Annotated in this window: 28 protein-coding genes and 2 tRNA genes; 15 read left to right on the plus strand and 15 right to left on the minus strand. The window is 71.6% G+C overall.

Annotated features, from left to right (window positions below):
* Positions 1 to 118 precede the first annotated feature (118 nt).
* The 8 genes from FB554_RS14740 to rpmH all read right to left on the minus strand — a co-directional run bounded on the left by FB554_RS14740 (position 119) and on the right by rpmH (position 6,049).
* Complete coding sequence (locus tag FB554_RS14740) at positions 119 to 1,264, minus strand: ParB/RepB/Spo0J family partition protein (protein WP_142007144.1); 1,146 nt, start codon at positions 1,262 to 1,264, stop codon at positions 119 to 121.
* A gap of 140 nt (positions 1,265 to 1,404) precedes the next feature.
* Positions 1,405 to 2,403: a ParA family protein gene (locus FB554_RS14745; protein WP_276489305.1), complete on the minus strand. Its 999-nt coding sequence runs from the start codon at positions 2,401 to 2,403 to the stop codon at positions 1,405 to 1,407.
* A 161-nt stretch (positions 2,404 to 2,564) separates the two neighbouring features.
* Entirely contained in the window at positions 2,565 to 3,317 is a 753-nt protein-coding gene (rsmG, locus tag FB554_RS14750) for a 16S rRNA (guanine(527)-N(7))-methyltransferase RsmG (protein ID WP_142007145.1), read from the minus strand.
* A gap of 17 nt (positions 3,318 to 3,334) precedes the next feature.
* On the minus strand, positions 3,335 to 4,078 hold the full coding sequence (locus FB554_RS14755; RefSeq protein WP_236022163.1) for a Jag family protein: 744 nt from the start codon (positions 4,076 to 4,078) through the stop codon (positions 3,335 to 3,337).
* A gap of 76 nt (positions 4,079 to 4,154) precedes the next feature.
* Positions 4,155 to 5,153 (minus strand): membrane protein insertase YidC, encoded by a 999-nt coding sequence (gene yidC / locus FB554_RS14760; RefSeq protein WP_142007146.1) that lies wholly within the window; start codon positions 5,151 to 5,153, stop codon positions 4,155 to 4,157.
* Positions 5,154 to 5,160: 7 nt separating this feature from the next.
* Entirely contained in the window at positions 5,161 to 5,460 is a 300-nt protein-coding gene (yidD, locus tag FB554_RS14765; protein ID WP_142007147.1) for a membrane protein insertion efficiency factor YidD, read from the minus strand.
* The gene (gene rnpA, locus FB554_RS14770; RefSeq protein WP_142007148.1) at positions 5,457 to 5,867 is read right to left on the minus strand and encodes a ribonuclease P protein component; all 411 of its coding nucleotides are present in this window, start codon (positions 5,865 to 5,867) and stop codon (positions 5,457 to 5,459) included. The genes yidD and rnpA overlap by 4 nt, the downstream gene beginning before the upstream one ends.
* 44 nt (positions 5,868 to 5,911) lie before the next feature.
* On the minus strand, positions 5,912 to 6,049 hold the full coding sequence (gene rpmH, locus FB554_RS14775; protein WP_142007149.1) for a 50S ribosomal protein L34: 138 nt from the start codon (positions 6,047 to 6,049) through the stop codon (positions 5,912 to 5,914).
* 490 nt (positions 6,050 to 6,539) lie between these two features.
* Between rpmH and dnaA the strand changes: the two genes are divergently transcribed.
* The 5 genes from dnaA (at position 6,540) to FB554_RS17685 (ending at position 13,020) form a co-directional block, all read left to right on the plus strand.
* Positions 6,540 to 8,006 carry a chromosomal replication initiator protein DnaA gene (gene dnaA / locus FB554_RS14780; protein WP_236022164.1) on the plus strand — a complete coding sequence of 489 codons (1,467 nt, stop codon included), beginning with the start codon at positions 6,540 to 6,542 and terminating at the stop codon, positions 8,004 to 8,006.
* Positions 8,007 to 8,669: 663 nt separating this feature from the next.
* Positions 8,670 to 9,800 carry a DNA polymerase III subunit beta gene (dnaN, locus tag FB554_RS14785; RefSeq protein ID WP_142007150.1) on the plus strand — a complete coding sequence of 377 codons (1,131 nt, stop codon included), beginning with the start codon at positions 8,670 to 8,672 and terminating at the stop codon, positions 9,798 to 9,800.
* Between the two features lie 54 nt (positions 9,801 to 9,854).
* Positions 9,855 to 10,853, plus strand: a complete 999-nt coding sequence (gene gnd / locus FB554_RS14790; RefSeq protein WP_142007151.1) for a phosphogluconate dehydrogenase (NAD(+)-dependent, decarboxylating) — start codon at positions 9,855 to 9,857, stop codon at positions 10,851 to 10,853.
* A gap of 14 nt (positions 10,854 to 10,867) precedes the next feature.
* On the plus strand, positions 10,868 to 12,061 hold the full coding sequence (gene recF / locus FB554_RS14795; protein WP_142007152.1) for a DNA replication/repair protein RecF: 1,194 nt from the start codon (positions 10,868 to 10,870) through the stop codon (positions 12,059 to 12,061).
* Positions 12,049 to 13,020 (plus strand): helix-turn-helix transcriptional regulator, encoded by a 972-nt coding sequence (locus tag FB554_RS17685; RefSeq protein WP_142007153.1) that lies wholly within the window; start codon positions 12,049 to 12,051, stop codon positions 13,018 to 13,020. The genes recF and FB554_RS17685 overlap by 13 nt, the downstream gene beginning before the upstream one ends.
* A gap of 18 nt (positions 13,021 to 13,038) precedes the next feature.
* On the opposite strand, the gene FB554_RS14805 is transcribed toward FB554_RS17685, so the two are convergent.
* Complete coding sequence (locus tag FB554_RS14805; protein ID WP_170206904.1) at positions 13,039 to 13,653, minus strand: GPP34 family phosphoprotein; 615 nt, start codon at positions 13,651 to 13,653, stop codon at positions 13,039 to 13,041.
* Between the two features lie 162 nt (positions 13,654 to 13,815).
* On the opposite strand from FB554_RS14805, the gene FB554_RS14810 reads away from it, so the two are divergent.
* The 9 genes from FB554_RS14810 to FB554_RS14845 all read left to right on the plus strand — a co-directional run bounded on the left by FB554_RS14810 (position 13,816) and on the right by FB554_RS14845 (position 22,180).
* Positions 13,816 to 14,433, plus strand: a complete 618-nt coding sequence (locus FB554_RS14810) for a DciA family protein (protein ID WP_142007155.1) — start codon at positions 13,816 to 13,818, stop codon at positions 14,431 to 14,433.
* A 142-nt stretch (positions 14,434 to 14,575) separates the two neighbouring features.
* Positions 14,576 to 15,454 carry a hypothetical protein gene (locus FB554_RS14815; protein WP_142007156.1) on the plus strand — a complete coding sequence of 293 codons (879 nt, stop codon included), beginning with the start codon at positions 14,576 to 14,578 and terminating at the stop codon, positions 15,452 to 15,454.
* A gap of 305 nt (positions 15,455 to 15,759) precedes the next feature.
* Positions 15,760 to 17,835 (plus strand): DNA topoisomerase (ATP-hydrolyzing) subunit B, encoded by a 2,076-nt coding sequence (gene gyrB / locus FB554_RS14820; protein WP_392424721.1) that lies wholly within the window; start codon positions 15,760 to 15,762, stop codon positions 17,833 to 17,835.
* A 168-nt stretch (positions 17,836 to 18,003) separates the two neighbouring features.
* Positions 18,004 to 20,673 (plus strand): DNA gyrase subunit A, encoded by a 2,670-nt coding sequence (gene gyrA / locus FB554_RS14825; RefSeq protein WP_142007157.1) that lies wholly within the window; start codon positions 18,004 to 18,006, stop codon positions 20,671 to 20,673.
* Complete coding sequence (locus tag FB554_RS14830; RefSeq protein ID WP_236022165.1) at positions 20,670 to 21,245, plus strand: DUF3566 domain-containing protein; 576 nt, start codon at positions 20,670 to 20,672, stop codon at positions 21,243 to 21,245. The genes gyrA and FB554_RS14830 overlap by 4 nt, the downstream gene beginning before the upstream one ends.
* Before the next feature lie 89 nt (positions 21,246 to 21,334).
* A tRNA-Ile gene (locus tag FB554_RS14835) sits at positions 21,335 to 21,411 on the plus strand.
* A gap of 37 nt (positions 21,412 to 21,448) precedes the next feature.
* Positions 21,449 to 21,601, plus strand: a complete 153-nt coding sequence (locus tag FB554_RS17250) for a hypothetical protein (RefSeq protein ID WP_170206905.1) — start codon at positions 21,449 to 21,451, stop codon at positions 21,599 to 21,601.
* A 73-nt stretch (positions 21,602 to 21,674) separates the two neighbouring features.
* Positions 21,675 to 21,747: transfer RNA gene (locus FB554_RS14840), tRNA-Ala, on the plus strand.
* Positions 21,748 to 21,928: 181 nt separating this feature from the next.
* Positions 21,929 to 22,180, plus strand: coding sequence for a hypothetical protein (locus FB554_RS14845; protein WP_142007158.1), 252 nt, complete (start codon positions 21,929 to 21,931; stop codon positions 22,178 to 22,180).
* On the opposite strand, the gene FB554_RS14850 is transcribed toward FB554_RS14845, so the two are convergent.
* The 5 genes from FB554_RS14850 to FB554_RS14870 form a co-directional block, all read right to left on the minus strand.
* Complete coding sequence (locus tag FB554_RS14850; protein ID WP_142007159.1) at positions 22,172 to 22,558, minus strand: DMT family transporter; 387 nt, start codon at positions 22,556 to 22,558, stop codon at positions 22,172 to 22,174. The two genes, FB554_RS14845 and FB554_RS14850, sit on opposite strands and share 9 nt — an antisense overlap.
* 29 nt (positions 22,559 to 22,587) lie before the next feature.
* A complete protein-coding gene (locus tag FB554_RS14855; RefSeq protein ID WP_142007160.1) occupies positions 22,588 to 22,908 on the minus strand; it encodes a DMT family transporter in 321 nt (106 codons plus the stop codon).
* On the minus strand, positions 22,905 to 23,432 hold the full coding sequence (locus tag FB554_RS14860) for a nucleoside deaminase (protein WP_236022166.1): 528 nt from the start codon (positions 23,430 to 23,432) through the stop codon (positions 22,905 to 22,907). The genes FB554_RS14855 and FB554_RS14860 overlap by 4 nt, the downstream gene beginning before the upstream one ends.
* The gene (locus FB554_RS14865) at positions 23,429 to 24,052 is read right to left on the minus strand and encodes a DsbA family oxidoreductase (RefSeq protein WP_211344615.1); all 624 of its coding nucleotides are present in this window, start codon (positions 24,050 to 24,052) and stop codon (positions 23,429 to 23,431) included. The genes FB554_RS14860 and FB554_RS14865 overlap by 4 nt, the downstream gene beginning before the upstream one ends.
* Before the next feature lie 81 nt (positions 24,053 to 24,133).
* Positions 24,134 to 24,580 carry a MarR family winged helix-turn-helix transcriptional regulator gene (locus tag FB554_RS14870; RefSeq protein ID WP_142007161.1) on the minus strand — a complete coding sequence of 149 codons (447 nt, stop codon included), beginning with the start codon at positions 24,578 to 24,580 and terminating at the stop codon, positions 24,134 to 24,136.
* A gap of 107 nt (positions 24,581 to 24,687) precedes the next feature.
* Here FB554_RS14870 and FB554_RS14875 point away from each other — a divergent pair, with 107 nt between their 5' ends.
* Positions 24,688 to 25,182, plus strand: coding sequence for a hypothetical protein (locus tag FB554_RS14875; protein WP_142007162.1), 495 nt, complete (start codon positions 24,688 to 24,690; stop codon positions 25,180 to 25,182).
* A gap of 82 nt (positions 25,183 to 25,264) precedes the next feature.
* On the opposite strand, the gene FB554_RS14880 is transcribed toward FB554_RS14875, so the two are convergent.
* Positions 25,265 to 25,666 carry a hypothetical protein gene (locus FB554_RS14880; RefSeq protein WP_211344616.1) on the minus strand — a complete coding sequence of 134 codons (402 nt, stop codon included), beginning with the start codon at positions 25,664 to 25,666 and terminating at the stop codon, positions 25,265 to 25,267.

Genomic DNA, 25,666 nt, shown 5'->3' on the forward strand with positions numbered 1-25,666 from the left:
GTGACTTCGACGACGTCTCGCCAACACGCCGACGGAAATGTTCACCGATCCGGCCGCCTCTGAAACAATCCGCGCCGCTCGGCGGACTCCCGGGCGTGACCCGCGGGCGGGTCACTGCCTACTGCCCTGCCTTCAGCCCCAGCAGCTCGATGATCCGGTGCAGGTCGTCCACCGAGGCGAACTCGACGGTCATCCGTCCCTTGTGCTTGCCCAGCTGCAGCTTGACCCGGGTGTCCAGCTGGTCCGACATCGACGCCGCGAGGTCCTCCAGCTGCGGGTCGCGCTGGGCAGGTCCACGCGCGCTGCGCTGCTTGGGCTCGTCGTCCATGCCGAGCGTGACGATCTCCTCCACGGAGCGCACCGACAGCCCCTCGGCGACGATCCGCTGGGCCAGCCGCTCCATCGCGGCGGCGTCGCCGAGACCCAGCAGGGCCCGGGCGTGACCGGCCGACAGCACGCCCGCGGCGACCCGGCGCTGAACCAGCGCCGGCAGCTTCAGCAGCCGGAGCATGTTGGAGATCTGCGGGCGGGACCGGCCGATGCGGGTGGCCAGCTCGTCGTGCGTGCACCCGAAGTCCTCGAGCAGCTGCTGGTAGGCCGCGGCCTCCTCGAGGGGGTTGAGCTGGGCCCGGTGCAGGTTCTCCAGCAGGGCGTCGCGCAGCAGGTCCTCGTCGGTCGTGTCGCGCACGATCGCCGGCACCGTCTGCTGGCCGGCCTGGCCGCTGGCGCGCCACCGGCGCTCACCCATGACGAGCTCGTAGCGCACCTCACCCTCGCCGTCACCGACCGGGCGCACGACCACCGGCTGCAGCACCCCGATCTCGCGGATGCTGGCCACCAGCTCGTCCATCTCCTCCTCGGCGAAGACGGTCCGCGGCTGGCGCGGGTTCGGGCGGATCGCGGCGAGCGGGATCTCGGCGAAGGTCGCCCCCGGCACGGGCGCCAGGCCCTCGCCGGCCGGCACCGCCGCTGCATCGACGGCAGCCGCGCTGGACGCCGCGTCCTCGGCCGGGGCGGTCACGTCGGTGTCGGCCGCGCGGTCGTCGTCCGGGGTCTGCGGGGCCGCGCCGTCATCTCCCGGCGTGTCCTGCTGGTTTCCCGTGAAACGGGCCTCGCTCGAGTCCGCCGCGCGGTCCTCCACGGTGGCGGCCGGACGCTGCTCGGCGAAGAACACGTCGCTGGGACGGGGCGTCCCCGGGGTCGCCGGGGCGCTGGGGATCAGTGCACCCAGCCCACGTCCCAACCCTCGCCGCTTGTCGCTCACGCCGTCCTCGTTCCCACGTCGGTCCTGCCGTTCTGTTCCGCGTCACAGATGACTCGGTTCGCGCCCCGCCGGCGCACCCGCGAGCCTATCGAGCGGGTGGGGTCGCGCCGCGCACCCACTCCGCCCTGGGGAAAACTCCGTCAGTCCGCGCGCTGCGGCGCCCGCAGCGCCAGCTCCCGGGCCGCGTCGGCGTACGACAGTGCGCCGCTGCTGCTCGGGTCGTACGTCATCACGGTCTGCGCGTGGCTCGGCGCCTCGGAGATGCGCACGCTGCGCGGCACGGTCGTGCGCAGCACCAGGTCGGGGAAGTGGTGGCGCACCTCGTCGGCGACCTGCGCGGACAGCCGGGTGCGCCCGTCGTACATCGTCATCAGGATCGTCGAGACGGCCAGGCCGGGGTTCAGGTGGGTCTGGATCATCTCGACGTTCTTCAGCAGCTGGCTCAGCCCCTCGAGCGCGTAGTACTCGCACTGGATGGGGATGAGCACCTCCTGGGCGGCCACGAACGCGTTGACCGTGAGCAGCCCCAGGCTCGGGGGGCAGTCGATGAAGACGTAGTCGTAGTCGCCCTGGCCGTCCGCGGCAGCCGCGGCCAGCGCGCGGGAGAGCCGCTGCTCGCGCGCCACCATCGAGACGAGCTCGATCTCCGCCCCGGCGAGGTCGATCGTGGCCGGCACGCAGAACAGGCCGGGCACGTCGGGGCACTCCTGGACGACGTCCGCCAGCGACGCGCCCTCGACGAGCACGTCGTAGATCGACGGGACCTCGGCGTGGTGGTCGATGCCCAGCGCGGTGCTGGCGTTGCCCTGCGGGTCGGTGTCGATGACCAGCACCCGCAGCCCGGCCTGCGCGAGCGCGGCCGCGATGTTGACCGTGGTCGTGGTCTTGCCCACGCCGCCCTTCTGGTTCGCCACGGTCAGCACCCGCTGCGCGGCGGGCGCGGGCAGCTGCTCGACGGCGGGGCGGACGCGCGCCGGAGCGACGGGGGCCGACGCCGGGGGCTCGGAGTCGATGAGCTCGGCGACCGCGGCCTCCGCGTGCTCCGGACCGGACAGCGGCGCGGCCGCGACCTCTTCGTCGTCCGCTGCGACGGGAGCCGACGCGGCCTCCCCCGGGGCAGGTGTTTCACGGGAAACCACGGCGTCATCCTCCGCTGCGAACTGGGTGAGCATCGGCGAGTCGTCCGGCGTCACACCCTGCCAGCCCAGCGGACTGGGGTCGCCCGGGAGGGCGGCGTGGCGGGCAGGACCGACGCCCTGCCAACCGACAGGAGTCGGCGTCACGGACTGCACGGGGTTGCTCACTCTCCTCGACCTGGACGGGCCCGGCGCCGCTCGGCGCGACGGGCCTTCTTGCGGGCGGCGGTGCGGGCGGGACCGTCACCGACCGGCTGCCGCAGCTGGGGGGCGACACCGTCGAGCGTCAGCTCCACCACCGTGCTCGGCGGATCGAGCACGCCCTCACCGTAGGTCGCCACGCGCCGGTGCGCGACTCGGAGCCGGTCGAGGACCTCGGCGTCGGCCTCCAGCTCGCTCGCGGCGCGTTCGCCCTTCAACGCCACCATCCGCCCGTTGGGCCGCAGCAGCGGCAGCGACAGGCGGGCCAGCTCGCCGAGCTGGGCGACGGCGCGCGAGGTGACCGCGTCGACGACGACCTCGCCCCAGGCGTTCTCGGCCTTGCGCTGCAGCACCGTCACCTCCAGCCCCAGGTCGTGCACGACCTCGCTGAGCCAGCGGGTGCGGCGCTCGAGCGGCTCGACCAGGGTCACCCGCAGGTCGGGCCGCGCGATGGCCAGCACCATGCCGGGAAGCCCGGCGCCGCTGCCGACGTCCGCCACGGTGGCGTCCGGACCGAAGGCCGGGGCGATGACCGCGCAGTTCAGGACGTGCCGGTCCCACAGCCGCGGCACTTCCCGCGGCCCGATCAGGCCGTGCTGCACCCCGGTCGTCTCGAGGAAGCGGACGTACGCCGTCGCCAGCTCGAGCCGGTCCCCGAAGATGCGCGCGGCGACCTCGGGCGGCTGACCCGAGGGAGAGGCGTCAGCCTGTTCCACGTGAAACGCAGGCTCGCTCAGGCGGGGAGGACCACGACGTAGCGCCGCGGCTCGGCACCCTCGGACTCCGAGGTCAGCCCGGCGGCGAGCACGGCGTCGTGCACGACCTTGCGCTCGAAGGCGCTCATCGGCTCCAGCGAGCGGCGCTCACCGGTCTCCTTGACCTCGTCGATGACGACCCGGGCGCTCTCCACCAGGTCGGCGCGACGCTGGGCGCGGTGACCCGCGACGTCCAGCATCAGGCGCGAGCGCTCGCCGGTCTCGGCCTGCACCGCGAGCCGGGTCAGCTCCTGCAGGGCCTCGAGCACGGCACCGCCCTGGCCGACCAGCCGGCGCGGGACGCGCCCCTCGTCGCTGTCGACGATGGCCACGGCGGCGCGGTCGCCCTCGATGTCGACGTCGAGGTCGCCGTCGAGATCAGCGATGTCCAGCAGCGTCTCCAGGAAGTCGGCAGCAACCTCTCCTTCGCGCTCCAGGTGCTCCTTGCGGGAGGACGGGCCGCCCTCGCCCCGCTCGGACGCGGCGGCCGCGGTCTGGTCATCGCCGGTCTGGTCATCGCCGGTCTGGTCGTCCTCGTCAGCGGCGGAGGACTCGTCGGCCTCGTCACCGGCTGCGGCGTCGCTCGAGGCGATCGACTCGACCGGCTCGGTGGGTGCCGCGCTCTCGCGGGGCTCGGCGGCCTCCGGGGCGTCGGTGGCCTCGGCGGGCTGCGGCACCTCCTGCGGCTCGGTCTCGGTCGAGGCGTCGTTCTGCTGCGTCATGCGGTTGCTCCGGAACGGGTCGGGCGGCCACCACGGGGTGCGGGCCGCTGCGGGACGTGGCTGGTGGGGTGCGGCGCTAGCGCTTGCGCTTGGGCTTGTTGCGCTTGGGCTGCACTCGTTGTCCGCTCGTCTTGCCGGCCTGGGTGCCGGCGGCGGTGGCCTTGCCGGGCGTCGCGGTCGGCTGCGCGGGGGTCTCGTCGGCGGCGGGCAGACCGGGCACGGTCTCCTTCTTGGTCACCTTGCCCTTGGCGCGGTTGCGCGCCTCGAGGGCCTTCTCGGCCTCCGAGCCGGGCGCCGGCATGCGACGGATGACGTAGAACTGCTGACCCATCGACCAGATGTTGGTGACGAGCCAGTAGATGAGCACACCGATGGGGAAGTTCGGGCCGGTCACGAAGAAGACCAGCGGCATGGCGTACATGATGATCTTCTGCTGCTTGGCCATCGGGTTGTCGAGGGCCGCGGCCGGCATGTTCTTCATCATCAGCTGTCGCTGGGTGAGGAACATCGTGACCGACATCAGGATGATCAGGACGACCGTGACGATCTTGGTCGAGGCGCCCTCGCTGTTCAGGAACGAGCTGGACAGCTGGGCCCCGAACAGGGTGGAGCTCTCGGCCTGGGCGGCGAGCTCCTGGGTGAGCGGGCCGATGCCCTCCCGGCGCCCCTCGGCCATCGCCGGCAGGTTGTTGAGGACGCGGAACAGCGCGAAGAAGAACGGGCTCTGCAGCAGGATCGGGAGGCAGGAGCCGAACGGGTTGGTGCCCGTCCGCTTGTAGAGCTCCATCGTCTCCTCAGTCATCTTCTGACGAGACTCGGCGTCCTTCTTGCCCTTGTACTTCGCCTGAATCTTCTGCATCTCCGGCTGGATGAGCTGCATCCGCCGGGAGGACTTGATCTGCTTGACGAACAGCGGGATCAGCAGGATGCGCAGGACGATGACCAGCCCGACGATCGACAGCGCCCAGGTCCAGCCGGAGTCCTCGGGCATCCCCACGGCCGTGAAGACCGCGTGGAAGCCCACCATCACGACGGCGACGAACCATTCGAGCGGGAAGAGCAGGGTGTCGAGCATGTGTTCCTCAGGCGGTAGTTCCCGGCCCGGTGGCCGGGTCGGACGGACGGACCCGCGGGGCGGGCGGTGGAACGTGGTCGACGCCACCCGGGTTCCACGGGTGGCAGCGCAGCAGCCGCCGGACAGCCAGGTAGCCGCCACGGAACAGCCCGTGGCGACGCAGCGCGGTCACGGCGTACGCCGAGCAGCTCGGCGTGAACCGGCAGCTGGGCGGGGTCATCGGCGAGACGAATCGCTGGTATCCGCGGATCAGCCAGATCAGCGGCGTCGCCAGCCAGACGAGCAGGCTGCGCGGTTCGGTGCTCATGAGCCGACCCGGGCCGGTCGGGCCCGACGCAGGGCGGTCGGAAGCAGCCGGTCCAACTCGGCTCCCAGCGCCGCGGAGTCGGCGAGCCCCGCCTCCGGCTGAGCCCGCACCACGACGTCGGTGCCGGCCGGCAGGTCGGCCAGCCGGGCGGCCATCAGGTGCCGCAGCCGGCGCCGGGTGCGGTTGCGCACGACGGCGTTGCCCACGGCCTTGGAGACGACGAAGCCGACGCGCGGCGCATCCGGTGCGGATGCGTCCGACGCGTCGGACTCGGCGTGGGTCACCAGGTGCAGGACCAGCAGGTCGCCTCCGGCGCGGCCGCTCGGCAGGCGCGCCGCGTCTCGCCGACCGCGCAGCACCGTGCGGAACTGGTCAGGTCGTCGGAGGCGGTGCGCCGAGGGCAGCACGTCGAGGCGAGGCTCGGGGCGCGGGGTGCGCGCGACGAGCCGGCTCAGGCCGACAGCTTGGAGCGGCCCTTGGACCGGCGCGAGGCCAGGATGGCGCGGCCCGCGCGGGTGCGCATGCGCAGGCGGAAGCCGTGCTTCTTGGCGCGGCGGCGGTTGTTCGGCTGGAAGGTGCGCTTGCTCAACGTCGTCTCCGGTGTCGATCGGCAGGCGGGCTGCCTGCGGTAGGTCTGCACGGGCGGGGCCCGAGCGGCTGCGCAGCCGCTGTCGTAGGCCCACGGGCCGCCCCGCACCGGGACGCGGGACGACGCGAGGCCGACCAGCACGATGTGGGCGAACGCATGAGCATGCGAGAGCGGCCGCGACGAGCACGGCTGATTCAGGGTACGGTCCGCCGTCAACGCCGGTCAAACCGCGCGGACCCTCGCGCTAGTCGAGTTCCCGGGCCCCGTCAGCGCGACACGCCGACGAACGCGAAAAAAGTCAGGGCTCATGTTGCCGCGGCCCGAGCAAGGTTGTTACCTTCGGCCCTTCCGGTCAGCGCACCGTCCCCGCACCCCTCGACCCTCGGGGTGCGCCATGCACAGTCTGTGGATAAGTTTGTGGACAGGCGTGCCGTTCTGTCGTGGCCTGCCGGTCGAGCTCCAGCAGTCGTGAGAAGAGGAACAGGGGCACGTGAGCGACGAGCAGCCAGATCTGGCGCATGTGTGGCACTCCACGTTGCTCCTCCTCGACGAGGCCGGGCTCCCCGCCCGTGACCGCGCCATCCTGCGGCTGACCCGCCTGGTCGGGGTCGTCGACAAGACCGCGCTGCTCGCGGTGCCGTTCGACCACACCAAGGACGTCATCGAGCAGAGCCTGCGCGAGTCGGTCACCACCCACCTCGGCCAACAGCTCGGCCGTGACGTGCACCTCGCCGTGGCCGTCGACCCCCAGCTGCGCGCCGCCGTCGAGGACGAGGCGGTCGTGGAGTCCGGGGAGGACCTCGACGAGGTCGAGCAGCCCGCGCTCAGCGACAGCCTCGCCGAGCAGGCCCCCAGCCGCGAGCCCGCGCCCCGAGCCCCGGCGACCACCTCGCCGGCCGACGCGATGGGCGACTCCCGGCTGAACCCGAAGTACACCTTCGACACCTTCGTCATCGGCGCCGGCAACCGGTTCGCCCACGCCGCGGCGTTCGCCGTCGCCGAGCTGCCGGCGAAGTCGTACAACCCGCTTTTCGTCTACGGCGGCAGCGGGCTGGGCAAGACCCACCTGCTGCACGCCATCGGCCACTACGTGCGCAACCTCTACCCCCACCTGCGGGTGCGCTACGTGAACTCCGAGGAGTTCACGAACGACTTCATCAACTCGGTGAAGGACGGCAAGGCGGCCAACTTCCAGAAGCGCTACCGCGACGACGTCGACGTGCTGCTCATCGACGACATCCAGTTCATGCAGCGCAAGGACGGCACGCAGGAGGAGTTCTTCCACACGTTCAACGCGCTGCACAACAGCGACAAGCAGATCGTGCTGACCAGCGACCAGTCGCCCAAGAACCTCTCCGGCTTCGCCGACCGGCTCCGCTCGCGCTTCCTGTGGGGGCTGCAGACCGACGTCACGCCGCCGGACCTGGAGACCCGCATCGCGATCCTGCGCAAGAAGGCCGACGCCGAGCGCAAGAGCGTGCCCGACGACGTGCTCGAGCTCATCGCGACGAAGTTCCCCACGAACATCCGTGAGCTCGAGGGCGCGCTGATCCGGGTGATGGCCTTCGCCTCGCTGTCGGGCCAGCCGGTCGACCTGTCCTCGACGAGCAAGGCGCTCAAGGACGTCGAGCCCTCGCCGCGCGCGGGTCAGATCACCACGACGCAGATCATGGCCAAGACCGCGGAGTACTTCGGGGTGACGGTCGAGGAGCTCACCTCCCAGTCGCGCTCGCGCACGCTGGTCAACGCCCGGCAGATCGCGATGTACCTGTGCCGTGAGCTCACCGACCTGTCGCTGCCGAAGATCGGCCAGCAGTTCGGCGGCCGCGACCACACGACGGTCATGCACGCCGAGCGCAAGATCAAGAACCTCATGGGCGCCAAGCAGCCCCTCTACGACCAGATCACCGAGCTGACCGGTCAGATCCGACGGGACGCCGCGCAGGCCGCTTCCTGACCCACCCGCCGGCGACGCCCACCGCGCGCCCGGCCCCCGTCGTACGTCATCCACACCTGCTGTGGACAACTCCCCCTGCCTGGGGATAACCCTGAGTGCTCCCTGGACGCGACGCGTCCCGGCGCGGTCGGCGACGCTATCCGTGCCCTCCTGCCCATCATCCACAGACTGTGGACAACGCCGTGGACAACCTCCTCACGCATCCCAGTCATTCACTGGAACCACACCCGTCACACCCGCACCGTTCCGGGGACAGTCGGTGGACAACCGGGGCACAGCTGCGGACGACCTGTGGGAGCTCCGGTGGACCGGATGTGTCGTTCGCCGCTCGTCCACAGACCCGCCGAGTTATCCACAGTCATCGTCCCCGGGTCGTCCACAACCGGGTCGCGCGCGATGCCGCCGACGCAGCCGGTTGTCCACACGATCCACAGCGCCGACGACGATCACCACAGTTCTCCATCAGCATCCGTCCCGCCCCGCGCACCTGGGGACGAGCAGGAGCGAGCGGCCAGGGTGAACCACAAGAAACGATCCCCGCCGGGTAGGGTCAGGCCCACCCGCACGGGAGTGCTCTCGTGCGGGCGACGTGCGCGCGAGAGCGAGGACCGCTGCTCGCGCTCCACTGCGACGCACTGCAGACGACGGCAAGGACGGTTGAACGTGAAGCTTCGGGTCGAACGCGATGTTCTGGCGGAGGCGGTCACCTGGGTGGTGCGCGGGCTCTCGCCGCGGCCGCCGCTGCCCGTGCTCGCCGGAGTGCTGCTCGAGGCCACCGACGACGGGCTGACGCTGAGCGCGTTCGACTACGAGGTCTCCGCCCGCGTCACGGTGAAGGCCGACGTCGACGAGCCCGGCACGGTGCTGGTGCTCGGCCGGCTGCTGGCCGACATCTCGCGCTCGCTGCCCCCGCAGCCGGTCGACATCGCGACCGACGGCGCCAAGGTGCAGGTGACCTGTGGTTCGAGCCGGTTCAGCCTGCAGCAGATGCCGACCGACGACTACCCCACGCTGCCGGCCTCCCCCGAGGCCACCGGCGCGATCGACGGGCAGCTGTTCACCCAGGCCGTCAGCCAGGTGTCCATCGCGGCCGACCGCGGCGACACCCTGCCGATCCTCACCGGTGTCCGGGTCGAGGTCGAGGGCGAGAAGGTCACCCTGCTCGCGACCGACCGCTACCGGCTGGCCATGCGCGAGCTGACCTGGAACCCCGCGTCCTCCGACGCCGACTACACCGCCCTGATCCCGGCGCGCACCCTCTCCGACACGGCCAAGGCGCTCGGCGCGGCCGGCTCGGTGCAGGTCGCGCTCGGGACCGCCGCGGGCGGCGACGGGCTCGTCGGCTTCGAGGTGGGGCAGCGCCGCGCCACGACCCGGCTGCTCGACGGCGACTACCCCAAGGTCACCTCGATCTTCCCCACGAGCGTCGACACCGTGGCGGTCGTCGACACCGCGGTGCTCACCGAGGCGGTCAAGCGCGTGTCGCTCGTGGCCGAGCGCAACACCCCGGTGCGGCTGCGCTTCGCCGAGGGCCAGGTCGCGATCGAGGCCGGCACCGGCGACGACGCGCAGGCGAGCGAGGCGGTCGAGTGCACCCTGACCGGCCCCGAGCTGGAGATCGCGTTCAACCCGCAGTTCCTGCTCGACGGGCTGGGCGTGCTCGGCACCCCGTTCGCGCGGCTGTCGTTCACCCAGCCCAGCCGGCCGGCGGTCATCTCCGGCCAGCAGGAGGCCGACGGTGATTCCGACGAGAGCTACCGCTACGTCCTCATGCCGGTGCGCTTCGCCAGCTGAGCCCGAGTAGCGTCGCCCGTGACGACGTACGACCTCGCCTAAGGAGCAGCGACCATGCAGATGGGTCTGATCGGCCTCGGCAAGATGGGCGGCAACATGCGCGAGCGCATCCGCCGCGCCGGCCACGAGGTGATCGGGTACGACCGCAACCCGCAGGTGAGCGACGTCGCCTCGCTGCAGGAGCTGGTCGAGAAGCTCGAGCCCCCGCGCATCGTGTGGGTGATGGTGCCCGCCGGTGAGCCCACCCGCGCGACCGTGCGCGAGCTGGCCGGCCTGCTCACCGAGGGCGACCTGGTGATCGACGGCGGCAACAGCAAGTACACCGACGACCAGCCCAACGCCGACCTGCTCGCGCAGACCGGCGTCGGCTACGTCGACTGCGGCGTCTCCGGTGGCATCTGGGGCCTGGAGAACGGCTACGGCCTGATGTGCGGCGGATCCGACGAGCACGTCGAGAAGGCGATGTGGATCTTCGACGCGCTGCGCCCCGAGGGCCCGCGCGACGAGGGCTTCGTGCACGCCGGGAAGGTCGGCGCCGGGCACTACACCAAGATGGTGCACAACGGCATCGAGTACGGCCTGATGCACGCCTACGCCGAGGGGTACGAGCTGCTCGAGGCCAAGGACATCGTCACCGACGTGCACGGTGCCTTCAAGGCGTGGACCCGCGGCACGGTCGTGCGCTCGTGGCTGTTGGACCTGATGGTCAAGGCGCTGGAGGAGAAGCCCAACCTCGAGGGCATCAGCGAGTACACCACCGACTCCGGTGAGGGCCGCTGGACGCTCGAGGACGCCATCGAGCTCGCCGTGCCGATGCCGGTGCTCGCGGCCGCGCTGTTCGCGCGGTTCGGCTCGCGGCAGGAGAACTCCCCGAGCATGCAGGCCGTCGCGGCGCTGCGCGGTCAGTTCGGTGGGCACGAGGTCATGCAGTTCGGTCAGGAGCCGTGGCGCGAGCAGGGCCCCAAGGAGGGTCAGGCCGAGGTCAGCCCCGCGGCCGAGACCAAGCAGGACGACCAGCTGCAGACCCCGGGCGCTGCCGCCAACGACGACTAGGCCGACGCCGCCTCGTGCACCTGCGTCACCTCACGCTCGCCGACTTCCGGTCCTACCCCGCGGTCGACGTCGCGCTGGAGCCGGGGGTCACGACGTTCGTCGGGCTCAACGGGCAGGGCAAGACCAACCTGGTCGAGGCGGCGGGCTACCTGGCCTCGCTGTCCTCGCACCGGGTCTCCCAGGACGGGCCGCTGGTGCGGGCCGGGGCCGAGCGGGCGATCGTGCGGGCCGCGGTCGTGCGCGACGGTCGCGAGCAGCAGCTGGAGCTGGAGATCAACCCGGGGAAGGCCAACCGGGCCCGGCTCGGCCGGGCGGCCGCGACCCGGCCGCGCGACGTGCTCGGCACGCTGCGCACGGTGCTGTTCGCCCCGGAGGACCTGGCCCTGGTCAAGGGTGACCCGGGCGAGCGGCGGCGGTTCCTCGACGAGCTGCTGGTCGCCCGGCAGCCGCGCTGGTCGGCGGCCCGGTCCGACTACGACAAGATCGTCAAGCAACGAAACGCGCTGCTGAAGTCGGCAATGCCGTTGCTGCGCAAGGGTTCTCGGCGTCGAAACTCCGATGTCGACGTCTACTCCGAGCTCGCCAGCGCGTTGCACACCCTGGAGGTCTGGGACTCCCACCTCGCCACGGTGGGCGGGTCGCTGGTCTATGCGCGGCTGCGGCTGCTGCGTGACCTGTCGCCCTACCTGGAGCAGGCGTACGACGAGGTCAGCGCCGGGCGCTCGCAGGCGCGGGCGACGTACCGCTCGTCGCTGCACGAACCGGTCGCCGCGCGGATCGCGGCCGGGGAGGTCCCCGAGCAGGAGGAGATCGTCGCGGCGATGCACGAGTCGTTCGCGCAGGTGCGCACCCAGGAGGTCGAGCGCGGCGTGACGCTGGTCGGCCCGCACCGCGACGACGTCGTGCTGCAGCTGGGCGACCTGCCCGCCAAGGGGTACGCCAGCCACGGCGAGTCCTGGTCGTTCGCCCTGGGTCTGCGGCTGGCCTCCTTCCAGCTGCTGCGCACCGACCTCGGCACCGACCCGGTGCTGGTGCTCGACGACGTGTTCGCCGAGCTGGACGCGGGCCGCCGGGAGCGGCTGGCCGCGCTGGTCGCCGACGCCGAGCAGGTGCTGATCACCGCGGCGGTGGCCGACGACGTGCCGGAGGCGCTGACCGGCCGGCGGTTCGAGGTGGAGCTGGGGAAGGTCGCGGCGTGCCCGGACTGAGCACCCTCGGCCTGACCGAGCTGGAGGAGCTGGTCTATCGGCACTTCCTGCGGCACCCGGCCGAGGATGCGGCAGACCTCGGGGTGCTGCTCGGGGCGACCGATGCCGAGGTCGAGAGCGCGGTGGAGTCCCTGCGGGGGCTCGACCTGCTGCACGGCCCGCCGGGACGGTTGGAGCCGCGCGAGCCCGGCGCCGCCGTCGACCTGCTGACCGAGCGGCGGCTGCGCCGGCTGACCGACGAGATGCGCGAGCTGAGCCGCACCCGCCACCTGATCACCGAGCTGGAGCAGCTGCGACCCGGCAGCGACCTCGCCGAGGAGCGGCTGGACGACGTCGACCTGGTGCGCGAGCGGCTGGCCGACCTGGCGTTCTTCGCCCGCGAGGAGATCCTGTCGATCGAGAGTCAGGCGCGGTACTCCTCGGCCAACATCGACCACGCCCGGCCGCTGGACCTGCGCTGCCTGCGGCGCGGGGTGGCGATGCGCAGCCTGGTGCACAGCGCGATGCTGCAGGACCGGGCGAGTGCGGCGTACCTGCGCGAGCTCGGCGCGGCCGGGTTGCAGGTCCGGCACGCCACCGACCTGACCGGCCGGGTGCTGGTCTACGACCGGCGCACCGCGCTCGTGCCGATAGACCCCGGCGACACCTCTCGCGGCGCGCTCGTGCTGCGCGACCCGGCACTGGTGAGCACCCTGATCTCGCTGTTCGAGCGCTCCTGGGCGGCCGCCGCGCCGGTGCCCGCGGCGGACGGGGACGACGCGCGCGACCGCGAGCTCAGCGAGACCGAGCGGGCCGTGCTGCGCAGCATGTGCGCGGTCAGCAAGGACGAGACCGGCGCCCGTGAGATGGGTGTGTCGGTGCGCACCTACCGCCGCTACGTCGCGGACCTGCTGCGTCGGCTCGGGGCCACCAACCGCGCCCAGGCGGCGCTGCTGGCGCGCGAGCGCGGCTGGGTCTGACCAGGTTCTGACTCGACCTCACATGATGGTGATGCGCCGGTCCAGCGCCGCCCGACGTACGCCCTGGGCCGGCCCCGGCCAGCACGCGGCCAGTCGCTGCTCGGTCGGCCGGGTCATGGTGGGCAGCTCGACCGCGACCGTGTGGGCGATGCCCATCGCGTGCAGGCCCAGCGCGAGCACGCTGACGGGGTCGGCGCAGTCGGGGTCGCGGACGAGCGTCGAGACCCGCTGCCCGAGCAGCTCCCGCTCGGTGTGACCGGCGGCGGTGACGCCGGCCGCGGTGTGGCGGCACGGCCCGATGCCGTGGCGGGAGAAGGTGACCAGCCCGGCCCGGGAGAGCTCGTCCTCGGCGCTCGCCATCGTCGCGCGGCCGTCCCGGCCCACCGCCGAGCGCCAGGAGCGACCGTCGCGGCAGGCGTCCCAGAGCAGCGCGGCGGTCGCCCCGGCCGGGCGGCCACCGGCGGCGCGGACGTCGTCGCCGGCATCGTGCAGCGCGCCGGCGTGCAGCAGCTGGGCCAGCCCGGCCGCGCGCATCACCGGTCCCAGTCGCTGGGCGTCGACCCGGCGCCCGGCGTCGTCGGTCGCGAGCAGCAGCGTCAGCGCGGCGAGCCCGGGCCGGATGTCGTGGGTCATGATCTGCTCCTGCGTCGCTCGCGGTCGGCGGTGCCTGCGGTCCCACCCTCGACGAGGCGGGCGCGTGGGGGCAGGCGGTGCGCTGGCACGAACCTGCATCTGCGACCGTCGTGCGTGCAGCATGTGGTCAGGTCGTCCGACGCAACCGAAGGAGGGATCGGCATGGACCTCCCGGAGCAGGGCCGCGGGGCGGACGACCGGTCCCCTAACGCGCCGCCGGCCGACTCGCCTCCAGGCGACTCCTCCCCGACCGACGGGCAGCCGGGCGATCCGGCGCCCGACGAGCTGGGTTCGGCCCGGGCCGCCCTGGCCCGCGCCCGGCGCGCCGCGCGCGACCGAGGCCTGCGCCCCGGGTCGCCGGCCGCGCGCCGGCGCAAGGCGGGAGATCTCGGGCGTGGAGGGCGTACGTCGGACAAGGGTGGGCGCGACCCCGCACCGCTGGCCGACCAGCTGGACCGGTTGCTGCGCGACCGCGACTGGCAGGTCGACGTCGCCGCGGGGTCGGTGATGAGCCGGTGGGCCGACATCGTCGGACCCGACGTGGCGGCGCACGCGACGCCGGTGTCGTTCGAGCAGGGGCGGCTCACCGTGCGGGCCGAGTCGACCGCGTGGGCGACCCAGCTGCGCTGGCTGGAGTCGACGCTGATGTCGCGGATGAGCGACGCGGTGGGCGCTGGCGTGGTCCAGGAGCTGCGGGTGGTCGGGCCGTCGGCGCCCTCGTGGAAGCGTGGACCCCGGTCGGTCAGTGACGGGCGCGGCCCGCGCGACACCTACGGCTGACGCGGGGGCCGCGGCCAAGCTCGTGGCGACACCGCGCATACCCATGGGTATGGACGTGAACTAGCCATCCCCCGGTTCGGTGCCTACCGTGGTCGGCTGGATCGGCGGCCCCCGCCGGACGACCTCGAAGGGAATCCTCCAGGTGAACGACGCGCAGCGACCGCCCGGTCGCGACACCGACCGCCTCGACGAGATGCTCGACGAGGACGGCACGGGCGACCAGGACGTGCGCTATCTCGCGCCGATGCCGACGCGTCGTCCCGGGGCTGACACCTCCGACGACCCGACCGCCGCCACCCCGATCGAGCCACGGCCCGGTGGGTACGTCCGTCCGGCGACCGACGGCGCGGCCCGCGAGCGCGGCCGGCCTGGGGGCTGGCTCGCGCCGGTGCTGGTCATCGCGATCTCGCTGGCCAGCCTGCTCGCGGTGTTCGCGCTGACCCGCAGCGGCCCGGACCGCACCACCCAGCCGATGCCCTCCCCCTCGACCGCGGTGCAGTCCCCGAGCGAGCCGACCCCTGCTCCGAGCACGCCGGCGCCGAGCACGGCCACCGACCCTGCGACGAGCGACTCCCCCACCTCGCCGGAGCCCACCCCGAGCGAGACGTCGACGCAGGAGTCGCCGAGCGAGGAGCCCGCGCCGCAGGAGAGGGCGACCACGCCGGCGGCCACCCCCTCGCCGACGCCCACCCCGACGCCCACTCCGACGGAGTCGCCCAGCCGCACCTCGTCCTCCCCGTCCCCGCGCTCGTCCGAGCCGCGGCCCGAGCCCACCGTGACCCGGGTGGCGCTGCCCGGCGGCGTGCGCACGTGCGGCACGGGCGTGGGGGCGACCGGCTCGGCGAGCTGCCCGTTCGCCAACAACATCGCCTCGGCGGCGCGCGCCGCCGAACGGTCGGGCCGCTACACGCTGCAGGTGTTCAGCCCCACCACGGAGCAGTCCTACGAGGTGAGCTGTCAGGCCGGCACGATCCACGTCTGCCGCGGCGGGCGTACGGGCGTGATCTACGTCGTCGTCTGACCGCCGGACCGCGCGGTGACGCGACCGTAGGTCCGGGTGGCGCGGGGCGGAACGAGCGAAACCGGCATCGCCCGCCCTGAGCCCTCAGAGGCCCGGGGCGCGTGATCCCCCTCGTCCACACACCCGTACGCGCGCCACGACCGTCCACAAGGCGCCTCCTGCGGGTGATTCGCCATGCGCGACCGGTAGGATGGACGACGGTCTGCAACCCGTTGCCGGACACTCGCCGAGGGCGGGCAGACCACACCATCCGTGGTCGTCCTGCGGGTCCTCCGCAGGACGTCGCCGCGCCGAGAAGGAGCACTGTGGCTGACGAGCCCGACACCCCCGACCAGACCTCGAGCACCCCGGAGCCGTCGGTGGCCGAGCGGTTGCCCGACGACGGCAGCTACGGCGCCGACGCGATCCAGGTCCTGGAGGGCCTGGAGGCGGTGCGCAAGCGCCCGGGCATGTACATCGGCTCCACCGGCGAGCGGGGCCTGCACCACCTGGTCACCGAGATCGTCGACAACGCGGTGGACGAATACATGGCCGGCCACGGCGACCGCATCGACGTGACGCTGCTCGCCGACGGCGGGGTGCGGGTCGTCGACCACGCGCGCGGCATCCCGGTCGAGCTCAACGAGGCGTACGGCATGTCCACCGTCGAGCTGGTGCTGACCCAGCTGCACGCGGGCGGCAAGTTCGGTGGCGGCGGCTACAAGGTGTCCGGCGGTCTGCACGGCGTCGGCTCCTCCGTCGTCAACGCGCTGTCGACGCGGCTGACCGCCGAGGTGCGCCGCGACGGCAAGATCTATCGCGTCGAGTTCGAGCAGGGGGTGCCGCTGGCGCCGCTGTCGGTCGTCGGCGAGACCGAGGTCGACGACACCGGCACCACCATCACCTTCTGGGCCAGCGGCGACATCTTCGAGACGACCGAGTACGACTTCGAGACGCTGCGCGCCCGGTTCCAGCAGATGGCCTTCCTCAACAAGGGGCTGACCATCACCCTCACCGACGAGCGGCCGCGCGAGGTCGAGGCGGGCGCCGAGGAGGAGGCCCAGGCCGAGGGCGAGGCGGCCGCGACCGAGCGCAAGCCGCGCAGCGTCAGCTATCGCTACGACGACGGTCTGCTCGACTACGTCAAGCACCTCAACTCCAGCAAGCGCAGCGAGCCGGTGCACGAGGACATCATCGCGTTCGAGACGAGCGACGAGGGCCGGATGCTCTCGCTCGAGGTGGCGATGCAGTGGACCGGCGCGTTCAGCGAGTCGGTGCACACCTACGCCAACGCCATCAACACCCACGAGGGCGGCACCCACGAAGAGGGCTTCCGCACCGCGATGACCTCGCTGATCAACGCCTTCGCCAGGCAGAACAAGCTGGTCAAGGACAAGGACGACAACCTCACCGGTGAGGACATCCGCGAGGGTCTGACCGCGGTCATCTCGGTCAAGGTCGGCGAGCCGCAGTTCGAGGGCCAGACCAAGACCAAGCTCGGCAACTCCGAGGTGCGCGGCTTCGTCGCCTCCGCCGTGCGCGACCAGCTGGGCCACTGGCTCGAGGCGCACCCCCGCGAGGGCAAGGCGATCGTGCAGAAGGCCGCGCAGGCGGCGGCCGCGCGGATGGCGGCCCGCAAGGCGCGCGAGGCCACCCGCCGCAAGGGCCTGCTCGAGACCGGCGGCCTGCCCGGCAAGCTCAAGGACTGCCAGAGCAACGACCCGACGATCTCCGAGGTCTTCATCGTCGAGGGCGACTCGGCCGGCGGCTCGGCGGTGCAGGGGCGCAACCCCTACAACCAGGCGATCCTCCCGATCCGCGGCAAGATCCTCAACGTCGAGAAGGCCCGCATCGACAAGGTGCTCGCCAACAACGAGGTGCAGGCGCTGATCTCCGGCTTCGGCACCGGCATCGGCGAGGACTTCGACATCACCCGCGCGCGCTATCACAAGATCGTGCTGATGGCCGACGCCGACGTCGACGGCATGCACATCCGCACCCTGCTGCTGACCCTGCTCTTCCGGTTCATGCGCCCGCTCATCGAGGCGGGGTACGTCTACCTCGCGCAGCCGCCGCTCTATCGGCTCAAGTGGTCCAACGCCGAGCACGAGTTCGCCTTCTCCGACCGTGAGCGCGACGTGCTGGTGGCCGAGGGCCAGAAGAACGGCCGGCGCCTGCCGAAGGAGAACGGCATCCAGCGCTACAAGGGTCTCGGCGAGATGAACTACCAGGAGCTGTGGGAGACCACGATGGACCCCGACCACCGGGTGCTGCTCCAGGTCACGCTCGACGACGCGGCCGCCGCGGACGAGATCTTCTCGATCCTGATGGGCGAGGACGTGGAGTCGCGGCGCGGGTTCATCCAGCGCAATGCCAAGGACGTGCGGTTCCTTGACATCTAGGGACTACGGGCGCCGGGCGCAGGCACGCCCTACGGGCCAGCCATCCGGCCTCGCAGGCTCGGCCTCCCGCCAGGCCCGTCCACGGCCCTACGGGCCTGCCCACCCCGGGCTCGGGTCCGCCGACGCAACCACTGACGTACCGAATCTTGTTGAGCAGCAAGGGATCTGATGACTGACGACCTTCCCCCCGAGGACGAAGGCACGACTGCGGTGGGCAACCGGGTCGACCCGGTCGACCTCAACACCGAGATGCAGCGCAGCTACATCGACTACGCGATGGCCGTCATCGTCAGTCGTGCGCTGCCGGACGTGCGCGACGGGCTGAAGCCGGTGCACCGGCGCATCGTCTACGCCATGTACGACGGGGGTTACCGGCCCGACCGCGGGTACAACAAGTGCAGCCGCGTCGTCGGTGACGTGATGGGTCAGTACCACCCGCACGGCGACAGCGCGATCTACGACGCGCTGGTGCGGCTGGTGCAGCCGTGGTCGATGCGCTACCCGCTCGTCGACGGGCAGGGCAACTTCGGCTCGCCGGGCAACGACGGTGCGGCGGCGCCGCGATACACCGAGTGCCGGATGGCGCCGCTGGCGATGGAGCTGGTGCGCGACATCGACAAGGACACCGTCGACTTCGAGCCGAACTACGACGGCAAGACCATGCAGCCGTCGGTGCTGCCGGCGCGCTTCCCGAACCTGCTGGTCAACGGCTCGGCCGGCATCGCGGTCGGCATGGCCACGCAGATCCCGCCGCACAACCTGCGCGAGGTGGCGGCGGCCGCGCAGTGGTTCCTCGACAACCCCGAGGCGACCCGCGAGGAGCTGCTCGAGAAGGCCATCGAGCTGGTGCCCGGGCCGGACTTCCCGACCGGCGCGCTGATCATGGGCCGCAAGGGCATCGAGCAGGCCTACCGCACCGGGCGCGGCTCGATCACGATGCGCGCGGTGGTCGAGGTCGAGGAGATCCAGGGGCGCACCTGCCTCGTGGTGTCCGAGCTGCCGTACCAGGTCAACCCCGACAGCCTCGCCGAGAAGATCGCGATGCTGGTCAAGGAGGGCAAGATCGGCGGCATCGCCGACCTGCGCGACGAGACCTCGGGGCGCACCGGTCAGCGCCTGGTCATCGTGCTCAAGCGCGACGCCGTGGCGAAGGTCGTGCTGAACAACCTCTACAAGCACACCCAGCTGCAGCAGACGTTCGGCGCGAACATGCTCGCGCTGGTCGAGGGTGTGCCGCGCACGCTGCCGCTGTCGGCGTTCATCCGCTACTGGGTCGACCACCAGGTCGAGGTCATCGTGCGGCGCACGAAGTTCCTGCTGCGCGAGGCCGAGGAGCGCATCCACATCCTGCGGGGCCTGCTCAAGGCCCTCGACATGCTCGACGAGGTCATCGCGCTCATCCGCGCCTCGCGCTCGGCCGACGCGGCCCGCGAGGGGATCATGGAGCTGCTGGGCGTCGACGACGTGCAGGCCCGCGCGATCCTCGCGATGCAGCTGCGCCAGCTGGCCGCCCTGGAGCGCCAGCGCATCGTCGACGAGCACGACGAGCTGCAGGCCAAGATCGACGACTACAACGACATCCTGGCCAAGCCGGAGCGCCAGCGGCAGCTGATCAAGGACGAGCTGGCCGAGGTCGTCGACAAGTACGGCGACGACCGGCGTACGCGCATCGTGCCGTTCGACGGCGACATGAACATGGAAGACCTGATCCCCGAGGAAGACGTCGTCGTGACGATCACCCGGGGTGGTTACGCCAAGCGCACCAAGCTCACCGAGTACCGCTCGCAGCGCCGCGGCGGCAAGGGAGTGCGCGGGGCGCAGCTGCGCGGCGACGACGTGGTCGAGCAGTTCTTCACCACGTCCACGCACAACTGGTTGCTGTTCTTCACCAACCACGGGCGGGTCTACCGGATCAAGGCGTACGAGCTGCCCGAGGGGTCGCGCGACGCCAAGGGTCAGCACGTGGCCAACATGCTGGCCTTCCAGCCCGACGAGCAGATCGCCGCGGTGCGCTCGATCAAGGACTACGAGCAGGAGCCCTACCTGCTGCTCGCGACGCAGCGCGGTCTGGTGAAGAAGACCCGGCTGACGGAGTACGACAGTGCCCGCTCCGGCGGGCTGATCGCCGTCAACCTGCGCGACGGGGACGAGCTGGTGGGCGCGGCGCTCGCGAGCGGCTCCGACGACGTGCTGCTGGTCTCGCGCAAGGGGCAGTCGGTGCGATTCCACGCCAGCGACGACGTGCTGCGGCCGATGGGCCGGGCGACCTCGGGCGTCACCGGCATGAAGTTCCGCGACGGCGACGACCTGCTGGCGATGATGGTCATCCACGACGACGAGGACCCCGACGTGTTCGTCGTCTTCGAGAACGGCCTGGCCAAGCGCACCGCCGCGTCCGACTACCCCGTGAAGGGGCGCGCCACGCTGGGCGTCAAGGTCGCGCAGCTGAGCGACCGCGGCGGCGACCTGGTGGGTGCGCTCGCGGTGGACGAGGACGACGAGGTCATGGTCGTCATGGAGAAGGGCAAGATCGTGCGCTCGCGGGTGGCCGAGATCCGGCGCACCGGGCGGTCGACGATGGGTGTGCAGTTCGCCACACCGGCCTCGGGCGACTCGATCGTGGCGGTCGCGCGCAACACCGAGCGGGAGGTCGAGGAAGAAGTCGAGGATGCCGTAGCGTCGGAGGAGTCCAGCGACGCCCCGACCCCGCCCGCCTCGGATGCCGAACCTGCTGACTCCGTCGAGGAGTCGGTCGAGGTGGAGTCGACCGAGGTCGAGGCCGCGCCGGGCGATGCGACCGACGAAATGACCGACGTTGAGCCGGGAGATGACGAGTGAGCAGCACCCCGCAGAGGCAGGGCGCCGGCAGTGACGCGGCGTCCGCCGCCGCGCGCAGCAAGGACACCGCGGCGGCGAAGCTGCCCCGACCGGGCAGCGGTCAGCGGGCGAGTCGCTCCGAGGGCTCCAAGGGTGGCGGCGAGCGGGGCGCCCGGCCCCAGCGGCCGCAGCGTCAGGCGAGCGGCGGTCGTACGTCTCGCTCGACTCCTCGCCGGGTGCGCCTGACCCTGTCGCGCATCGACCCGTGGTCGGTCATGAAGATCGCGTTCCTGCTGTCGGTGGCCGCGGCCATCGCCGGCGTGATCATGGTCGCGGTGATGTGGACCGTGCTGTCGGGCATGGGCGTCTTCTCGGCGTTGCAGGACATGCTCGGCCAGCTGGAGTCGGGCGGCGGCGGGTCGACGTTCGACCTCATGGACTACATCGGCTTCGGCCGCATGGTGTCGCTGTCGGTCGTCATCGGGGTCATCGACATCGTGCTGCTGACCGCGATCGCGACGCTGGCCGCGTTCCTGTACAACATCTGCGCCTCGCTCGTCGGCGGCATCCAGCTGACGCTGTCGGACGAGTAGGCGTTTTGTCGCCGTCGGCAGGCGTGGGGTAAAGTCACGTCCTGCGCGTCGCCCGGCCGACCACGGTCAGGCGACGCACGACGGTGCAGGGGCCTATAGCTCAGTCGGTTAGAGCGCTGTCCTGATAAGACAGAGGTCACTGGTTCAAGTCCAGTTAGGCCCACCACCGCCGCCCCGATGATCCAGTGACGAGGAGTCCTGAGATGAAGAAGGCCCTGATGGTTCTGGCGGCTGCGGGTGCGGCCGCGTTCGCGAACTCCAAGTACAAGTCGCACACCGTCGGCAAGGAGCTGTGGAAGCAGACCTCCGACCGTCCCGGCGAGAAGAGCATCTCCGCGAGCGCGAAGGTCGACTGACGCTCACCGCCTCCCGGCGGAGCAAGACCTGACGGCCCGCGTGGCCGGCCCAGCGGCCGGAGCGCGGGCCTTCGGGGGCGTGGCGCAATTGGTAGCGCACCTGCTTTGCAAGCAGGGGGTTAGGGGTTCGAGTCCCCTCGCCTCCACCCAGCAGCCCGACCCAAGACCCTTCTCCATGCCGGAGGAGGGTCTTTGTCGTGCCGGCGGGACCACGTATAACGGAGGGCCTTGAGGTCGTACGTCGAACGGGGGTTTCGCGTGAGCGTCGGGTCGGGTCGGGTTGTCGAGTTCCTGGGACTGAACGGGTCGCCGGACGAGGGCGGCAGGGTGCCTCGGTGGCGTGGGTCGCCGCCGGGGACGGCCTGGCGGCACGTGGTGCTGTGGGCGGTCATCGCGTTCGCGGCGTACTGGTTGTTCGACGCGCGGATGCCGGACGACGACGGCTTCGGCGGGTTCGTGCCGGGGTGGCTGGCGCTGCTGATCTGGGTCGTGGGGATCACCCTGACCGAGCGGGCGACGCTGCGCGACCCGAGCCCGGGACGAGGCCGTGGGCCCGGGTCTCGCAGCGAGTCAGGCTGATGCGGGACGGTCGGCGAGCTTGAGCCAGACGACGCCGGCGATGATCACGGCGAGCCAGAAGCCCTTCACCAGGGTCAGCGTCTCGTCGAAGAACACCGGGCCGAGCACGGCCGCGCCGATGGCGCCGATGCCGGCCCACACGGCGTAGCCGATGCCCACGTCGATCTGCTTCAGCGCGACGCTGAGGAAGAACAGCGTGAACAGGAAGAACACCACGGCGACCACCGACCAGAGCGGGTCGGTGAAGCCGGTGCTGCCGTTGACGCTGAGGGCGTAGCCGACCTCGAACGCGCCGGCGACCAGCAGCGCGATCCAGGCGCGTCCCCTCTGCGCGGTCGGGGCGGGGGCCGTGGGTGTGGTGGCGGGAGCGGTCGTCATGAGGATTCCTTTCCGACAGAGCAGCCGGGTCAGTGGGCGCCGGCGAGGTTGAGGCCCACGACGCCGACGATGACGACCGCGATGCCGAGGAGTTTCTGCCAGGTGAGTCGCTGGGCCAGGAAGAGCGCGCCCACGACGACGATCCCGACGCCGGCCAGCGAGGTCCACAGCGCGTAGCCGACGCCCACGTCGAACGTCAGCAGGGCCAGGCTGAGGAAGAAGGTGGCGATCGCGCCGGAGACGAGGGTCGCGACGGTCCACCAGGCGTGCTTGAAGCCGTTCGCGTTGCCCGCGCAGATGCCGACGGCGACCTCGAAGACGACGGCGACGGCCAGATAGAGCCAGCTCATGACGATGTTCCTTTCGGTGCGGTGCCCGGTCCCGCGGCCGCGGGACCAGCGGGGTGGAGCCGCAGGTAGTGCACGAAGGGGTCGAGCGCACGCTCGACGGGGAGCGGCACGAAAACCCGAGCCCGACGTACGTCCGTCACGGCGAACGCGGGATAGCTCGCCCGGTAGTCGAAGCCGAGCCGGGCGACCTCGTCGCGGTCGACGGCGACGAGGACCGAGGCGATGCCGTGGTCCAGCGCGAACCGGTAGCACAGCCCGCACGGCTCACCGGTCGCGAGCAACGAGCAGCCCGCAAGCGTGTCGCGCCGCTGCCGCGTCAGCGCCTCGCGCATCGCGACGACCTCGGCGTGCGCCGTGGGGTCACCGGTCTCGGCGACCTGGTTGGTGCCGAACCCGGAGATCACCTCCCCGGCTGCGTCGACCACCACGCCGACGAAGGGCAGGCCGCCCGCGTCGACGTGTGCGGTGCTCGCCGCGACCGCGCGTGACATGAGCGGCTCGAGCCGGGCGACGACTGCGCTCACGGCTGGGTCCGATCCGGGGCGGGGCCGCGGGAGGCGAGGTCGTCGACCGCCTTCTTGAGCCGGGCCGCGGACGGCACCCCGCGCAGCACCTGGCCCTCGACCACGACGGTGGGGACCGCGTCGATGCCGACCGTGCGGACGGCGTAGTCCTGGTCGGCGCGCTGCTGCTGGCGCCGTTCGTCGCTGCGCAGCGCCTCCTCGACCTCGGCCCGGTCCAGGCCGACGGAGGTCGCGACGTCGACGATGACCTCGTCGAGCCCGATGTCGCGGTCGTCCTGGAAGAACGCGCTGAACATCGCCTCGGTGTAGGCCGCCCCGAGCCCGCGCTCCTGCGCCAGCTGCAGCACCATGAACGCCTTCTCGGTGCGCGGCTGCGGCGACACCGAGGGCAGCTGCACCGGCACGCCGACCCGCTCGGCCATCGGATAGACCGACTCGCGCCACACGCGCGGCAGGTAGTCGTCCTCCGGGCGCAGCGTCGGCACCGGGTCAGGACGCAGCTCGAACGGGCGGATCGTCACCTCGACGTCACGCTCGCGCCGGAGCTCCTCGATCGCCGGCTCCACCAGGAAGCAGAACGGGCAGACGTAGTCCACGAACACGTCGATCTTCGTCGGCACAGGGATCATCCCTTCGGGTTAGGTGTGTGTACATGCATATATAGATCGGAAAGAGAGCGCCCCCAGCAAGAGCTGAAGGCGTCAGGGCTCGACCAGCGCGCTCACCTCCTCCAGCGCGGACGCCACCGCCCGCGGGTCCAGGTGGGGGAAGTGCTTCGCCGGGTCGGTCAGCAGGTCGCGCACCCGAGCGTCGTACGCCGGCCGCACCTCGCGCAGCAGCGTCTCGCCGGGCTCGTCGATCACCGCGTAGACCCCGCGGCCGTCGTCGTCGCACACGTCGCGCCGCGCGTGGCCCTTGGTCTCCAGGCGGCTGACCAGCCGCGTCGTCGAGGTCGAGGTCAGGCCCACCCGCTGGGCGAGCGCGGTGATGCGCAGCTCCTTGTCGGGCTGCTGGCTGAGCAGGGTCAGCGCGCGGAACTCGGTCAGCCCCAGCCGATAGGTGTCACCGAGCCACCTGTCGAGGTTGGCGTCGACGGCCGCGGCGAACGCGGCCGTCTGCAACCACGCGCTGCTGACCGATCCGGACATGACCCACTCCTCAATGTGTGTACATGCACATACATTCATGCGGGCTTGGACCGTGTCAAGCGCTCACGGTGTCCGATCTGAGCGGACACGCTTGGCAGACTGGGCCGATGAGCGATTCCCAGGACCCGTACGCCGCGCCCCAGCCGGGCGCCGAGGGCCACCCGAGTGCCGGCCAGGGTCAGAATCCGCCGCCCGGGCCGCAGGGCTACCCGCAGCAGGGATACCCGCAGTCCGGCTACGGCCAGCAGTACCCGCCGCAGGGACCGCCGCCGGGTTACCCGCAGCAACAGGGTTACCCGCCGCAGCAGGGATACCCGGGGCAGCAGCCGTACGGACAGCAGGGCTACCCGCAGCAGTACGGCCAGCAGCCGTACGGATACCAGCAGCCGCCGCAGCGGTCCGGGGCCCGCACGGCGTGGGGATGGATCCTGATCGTGTTCGGCTGCCTGGTGCTGCTCGCCCAGCTGGCCATGGCCGCGACCGGACAGGGGCCCCAGTCGGCCAACGGCGCCGAGGCGGCGGGCCGACTGTTCGGCATCTTCCTGTTCGGGATCGCGCCGGTCGTCGGCGGCATCCTGCTGCTGCGTAAGCCCAAGCGCTGACCGGGACCTCGCGCCACAGCCGCGTCAACGTGTCCGAACTGTTCGGACACGTTGACGCGGCGTTGTCGGAGCGGGCAGCGCGTCAGTGGGTCGCGATCCGCGCGGTCGCGCGCCGAGCACGCGACAGTGCCGCGACGAAGGCGACCCCCACGCCGACGCACAGCAGCAGCAACGCGCCGAGGAGAGCGAACAACCGGTCCGGCACAGGTGGGTCGAAGCCGAACCGTTCGACGGCGACGGCGGTCCCGATCAGCCACGCGACGGCCAAGATCCCCGCGACCGTCACCCAGCGGCTGCGGGCTGGACTCGGCCTCTGGCCCGAGAACGTTGCGGCGTACTCGGCCGCGCTCCCGAGCTCGGCAGCCGGGTCCTCCCCGCGACTCTCGCGCAGGTTGACCTGGTGGACAGCCGCGAGAATCTCTTCGTCGGCAGCGTCGCGAAGGGTCAGCTGCCAGACCAGATCCTTCGCATAAGCAGACTGCAT

Origin of the sequence: Barrientosiimonas humi, assembly GCF_006716095.1 — a bacterium.
In the GTDB taxonomy this organism is placed as follows: domain Bacteria; phylum Actinomycetota; class Actinomycetes; order Actinomycetales; family Dermatophilaceae; genus Barrientosiimonas; species Barrientosiimonas humi.